The sequence below is a fragment of the Mesorhizobium sp. M7A.F.Ca.ET.027.03.2.1 genome (genome assembly GCF_003999175.1).
In the GTDB taxonomy this organism is placed as follows: Bacteria; Pseudomonadota; Alphaproteobacteria; order Rhizobiales; family Rhizobiaceae; genus Mesorhizobium.
This window is the reverse complement of the sequence record NZ_RZOM01001439.1, coordinates 1-1,157: the sequence shown is the minus strand read 5'-3', so window position 1 is coordinate 1,157 and position 1,157 is coordinate 1. Positions and strand designations below refer to the sequence as shown.

Sequence of the window (1,157 nt, the reverse complement as noted above, 5' to 3'; positions counted from 1 at the left end):
ATCTTGGCCAGCGCCAGGGAGAGCATGATGTCGGTTCCGGTCACCGGCTGGCTGTTGGTGATCCAGTGCGCGAGCGAGCGGAAGATGAGCATCGTCGCGAGCGTCAGCACGAGCGAATTCACCTTCAGGCCGACGACCAGCATGCCGTTGACGGCGCCTGCCAGGGTACCGACCAGGATGCCGACGATCGCAGCAGGCAGGATGCCGATCTCTCGCTGCAGGATGACCGACACGATGCCGGCCAGGGCAAACACCGCGCCACCGGAGAGGTCGATCTGGCCCGATATCAAAAGCACCGTCAGGCCGATCGCGATCAGGCCGATCGTCGCCGCCCGGTCGAGGCCGAGGCCGAGGGTCGATGCCGAGAGGTAGCCGGGGACCACCAGCGCGGAAATGACGAGCGTCAGACCGAGAATGACGACGACGCGATGCTGCGAGACAAGCGAAAGAAAACGCATCACGCCACGCCCCGCTTGCGCAGCGCCGCATCCATGCCAACGGCGCCGACGATCAGGATGCCGAGCACGAAACCCTGGATCGGCGTGCGCACACCGTCGAGCACCATGACGTTGGTCAACAGTTGCACGAAGATGAGGCCGGCGATGGCCCGTGGCACCGATCCGAAGCCACCGACGATCGACACGCCGCCGACCACCACCGCCGTGATGGCACTGAATTCGTAGCCGCCGCCGATGAGCGGCCGCGCGCTCTGCAGCGTCAGCCCGAGCAGGCCGCCGCTGATGCCGGAAGCGAGTGCTGTGATCACGAAGGCGCCAGCCTTCACGGCCTGCACCGGAACCGCACTTGCCTCGGCGGCGCTGTAATTGCCGCCGGTGGCAAGCGTCCATCTGCCCCAGAAGGAGCGGGACAGCACGAAATGGCCGACAAGAGCAATGACCAGGAAGATCAGCACCACGACTGGAATGCCGAACAGCCGGCCCTTGGCGAACTCGGCGGAAGCGGGATTGCTGCCATAGACGATGACGCCGCCGACTGCCGCCTGGACGATGCCCAGTCCGATCGTGCCGATGCCGAGCGTGGCGATGATGGGGTTGATGCCGACATAGCCGACCAGGACCCCGTTGAGCAGGCCTATGAGGCCCGCGAGACCAACCGCCAGCACGAAGGCCGGCAGCGGCCCGATCATCGGCTGCAGC

Annotated in this window: 1 protein-coding gene and 1 pseudogene; both read right to left on the bottom strand. The window is 65.9% G+C overall.

What is annotated here, in order from left to right; translation table 11 throughout:
• Positions 1 to 458: pseudogene (locus tag EN750_RS35405) on the bottom strand (ABC transporter permease); the annotation flags it as partial.
• Positions 458 to 1,157 (bottom strand): ABC transporter permease (locus tag EN750_RS35400; RefSeq protein WP_145968248.1); only part of this gene is annotated, 700 nt, incomplete at its 5' end. The pseudogene EN750_RS35405 and the gene EN750_RS35400, both read right to left, overlap by 1 nt.